Consider the following 3320-nt stretch of genomic DNA (forward strand, 5'->3'; position numbering starts at 1 on the left):
CTGCTGAACTGCGCGCTGGGCCTGAACACGCCGCCGGTGGGCAGCACGCAGTTCGTCGGCTGCGCGATCGGTGGCGTCAGCGTCGGCCAGGTCATGCGATCGATTGCGCCCTTTTACGGCGCGCTGCTGGCCACACTGCTGGCCGTCACCTACATTCCCGCGCTGTCGATGGCGCTACCGGCATGGGTGGGTGGCTAGTAGCCTGGATAACGCGCCAGCACGCGGTTCCATTCGGGCTGCTGGCGCGCCCGCTGCAGGCCCAGGTTGAGGCGCTGCATCAGGTCCGGCCGCCGCTCCAGCGTGCGCCGGCTGACGTAGACATGGACCGGGCTCACGGCCAACTCCAGCACCACCTCCACCGCCTCGCCGGGCTCACGCGCGGCGCGGTAGAGCAGCGTGGCGGGGTCGTCGATGACGTAGTCCACGCGCCGCCCGCGCAGGGCCGACAGCGTCAGGTCATTGGCATGCAGCGGCACCAGCTGGCCCGCCAGCTCCGGGTCCTCCAGCTCGCGGCGCACGGCCAGCGGAAAGGACACGCCGCGGATCATGCCGATCTTGACCGCGCGGCCCTTCAGGTCGGCCAGCCGGCGCGGCCGATTCGCTGCGCCCGCCAGCCCCATCAACGCCACCCGCTCGTTGCGGTAGGCCAGCGTGAAGTCGCCAAACGCCAGCCGCTCCGGCGTGTGCGTGGCCGAGGACATCAGGTCCAGTTCGCCTTGGGCGATGTCCGGGACCTGCCGCGCCCAGGGCCGGCGCGACCATTGCAGATGCTCGCCGCAAGCCTGGGCCATCAACTCCAGCAGTTCCACGTCCAGGCCCTGCGGGTTGCCGGAAGCGCCCTTGCTCTGGAAGGGCGGGTAGTCACTCCAGCCGATCCGCAGCGGCGCCCTGTCGTCGGCCCACGCCATCGCATCAGGCAGGGTCAGGAGCAGCAGACAGGCATCGCGGCGGCGCAGGTGCATCGCCCGACTCTCTCACAGCGCCGCCTGCTTGGCAGCCCCTGGCGACCATGAACCTTGCACGTCGCCAACTGTTTGCTGCACTGGCCACGTGGCCGGTGTTCGCCCGTGCCGAAGCCCTCGACGAGACGCTGGCGGGCCTGCAGCGCCGCTGGCGGCCGCGCCTGGCCTGGCGCCCCGGCCCCGGCTGGCGCGCCGAAGCCCTGGCCAACGCCCGTCGGCTGATCCTGCAGCCGGGTGACGACGGAAACGACTTCGCGACTGAAGTGCTCGGCGAGCAAGACCGCGGCAGCCACACGGCCCAGGCGCTGACGCTGCGCGGCGCACTCGGCGACCGCGTACCGGCGCTCTATCTGCGCCCCAAGGGCGCCGGCCCACATCCCGCCGTCGTCGTCATGCACGACCACGGTGCGCGTTTCGACATCGGCAAGGAAAAGCTGATCCGACCGCTCCAGCCCAACCCGTCGGCCGAAGCCTGGGTACGGCGCTATTACGGCGCCAGCTTCGTCGGCGACACCTTGGTTGAAGCCGGCTTTGCCGTGCTGGCCATTGACGCATTGGGCTGGGGCGACCGCAGCCGCCCCGGCCTGGCGCGCGACGACCAGCAGGCGCTGGCCAGCCACCTGATGCAGCTCGGCCACAGCTGGGCCGGCCTCATCGCCAGCGACGACCTGCGCTCGCACCGCTGGCTGCGCGAGCGGCCCGAAGTGGATGGCAAACGCGTCGCGGTGCTGGGCTTCTCGATGGGCGCATTCCGCGCCTGGCAGCTGGCGGCCGTCTGCGATGAAGTCTCGGCCTGCGTCGCCGCGCACTGGATGTGTACGCGCGAAGGGCTGCTGCGGCCGGGAGAGCACACCCTGGTGGGGCAGTCCGCCTTCAGCATGGCCCATCCGGGGCTGGCGGCGGAGCTGGATCATCCGGATGTGGCAGCCTTGATGGCGCCCAGGCCGCTGATGCTGTTCGGGTCGCCTGACGACAAGCTGTTTCCGTGGGATGCGGTGCAGCAGGCTTGGCGACGGTTGGGTCAGGCTTGGGGACGAGGGGCCGGCTTGCAGACGCGCGCCACGCCCGGTGGGCACCTGTTCGACGTCGAGCAGCAGCGGGCGGCGGCGACATGGCTTGCAAGTCAGCGCCATTGACGGACAGCACGGCCCGGGCGCGGCCCGACAAGGCGAGTTTTCACCTCGGCAACATCCGGCCGACCCTGACTTTGTTGGCATAGTCCTTCCACCACAGCTGCGAGCATTGAATGCGTGCATCCCACAACCCCCTAATCCCGATCGCCGATCAACCCGGCGGCCTGTGGGTTCAGCGCGCCATCGGTGCCGTGACCCTGTTCCTGGGCCTCACGCTCGCGGTGCTCCTTGCCTTCAGCACATTCACGCTGGTGGCGCGCGGCGGCGCGACGCTGACCCCGGCCTTGATCTTCTGCGCGGTCATCGGAACCCTGTCGGCCTTCTTTGTCTCGGTGGGCGTTCGCATGAGCTTCAACCGGCCCAATCGACACGGTTCGCTGCTGACGCCGGCGTTGTGGTTCGCCATCGCGGCCCTGTTCTTCACCTGCGCTGTTTTCATCGCCAGCACGTTGTTGGCCACGAGGCAGTTCGCCAAGCTCGAAGTGGCCGGCTACGCCTTCGCCTTTGCCGCGCTTGCCGTCATGGCTGGCCGGCGCGCCATGAAGAAACGCGGCCGCGTCTCGTGAGGCAACGCCTCTCGCATCGATGAGGCCCTCATGGGTACTTGCCGCGGCATTTGCCTTGTTGCAGGCGCCTGCGCCGGCTGCCGCCAGCCAGTGCTACGGCAGCGTCAGCCAGGGCCACCTGGAAGCTGGCGTCGCCCTGCCCCGCAGCGGCCCCAATTTCTCGCCCTACAGCCAGGTCGGCGTTTCTCTCGGGCGCACCCATGTGCACGCCAAGGTCGCCGAGATCGTGGCCGAGGCCTATGCCGAACTCGCGAAGCAGACGCCCGAGGTTCACTACGTCTACGGCGAGACGGGCTGGCCGTCGGGTGGCCGCTTCAGGCCGCATCGCTCCCATCAGAACGGCTTGTCGGTGGACTTCTTCGTCCCGGTGCGCGACGCCCAAGGCCAGTCGGTGCCCTTGCCGACCGCGGTCAGCGACAAGTTCGGCTATGACATCGAATTCGACGGCCAGGCCCGCTGGCACGACTACCGGATCGACTTCAACGCCCTCGCCGAACACCTCTACCAACTGCATCGCGCCGCCGCGGCCCGCGGCCTGGGCATCAGCCAGGTCATCTTCGACCGACCCTATCTGCCCCGCCTGTTCGCGACGCCCCGCGGCGCCTGGCTGGAACGGCACGTCACTTTCATGAAGGGCAAGCCCTGGGTGAGGCATGACG

Annotated in this window: 5 protein-coding genes; 4 read left to right on the top strand and 1 reads right to left on the bottom strand. The window is 69.3% G+C overall.

Annotation, left to right across the window (positions count from 1 at the left end; genetic code table 11):
• A partial coding sequence (locus ACXJKR_RS27895; protein ID WP_457325594.1) for a TRAP transporter large permease subunit occupies positions 1–198 on the top strand: 198 nt, incomplete at its 5' end.
• Here ACXJKR_RS27895 and ACXJKR_RS27900 read toward each other — a convergent pair.
• The gene (locus ACXJKR_RS27900; RefSeq protein ID WP_457325595.1) at positions 195–962 is read right to left on the bottom strand and encodes a substrate-binding periplasmic protein; all 768 of its coding nucleotides are present in this window, start codon (positions 960–962) and stop codon (positions 195–197) included. The genes ACXJKR_RS27895 and ACXJKR_RS27900 overlap by 4 nt on opposite strands.
• Positions 963–1009: 47 nt before the next feature.
• Here ACXJKR_RS27900 and ACXJKR_RS27905 point away from each other — a divergent pair, with 47 nt between their 5' ends.
• The 3 genes from ACXJKR_RS27905 to ACXJKR_RS27915 form a co-directional block, all read left to right on the top strand.
• Positions 1010–2098 (top strand): dienelactone hydrolase family protein, encoded by a 1089-nt coding sequence (locus ACXJKR_RS27905; protein ID WP_457325596.1) that lies wholly within the window; start codon positions 1010–1012, stop codon positions 2096–2098.
• 110 nt (positions 2099–2208) lie between these two features.
• The gene (locus ACXJKR_RS27910) at positions 2209–2661 is read left to right on the top strand and encodes a hypothetical protein (RefSeq protein WP_457325597.1); all 453 of its coding nucleotides are present in this window, start codon (positions 2209–2211) and stop codon (positions 2659–2661) included.
• 55 nt (positions 2662–2716) lie between these two features.
• On the top strand, positions 2717–3320 hold a 604-nt coding region (locus ACXJKR_RS27915), incomplete at its 3' end, for a penicillin-insensitive murein endopeptidase (RefSeq protein ID WP_457325598.1).

Source organism: Roseateles sp. P5_E11 (genome assembly GCF_054049355.1).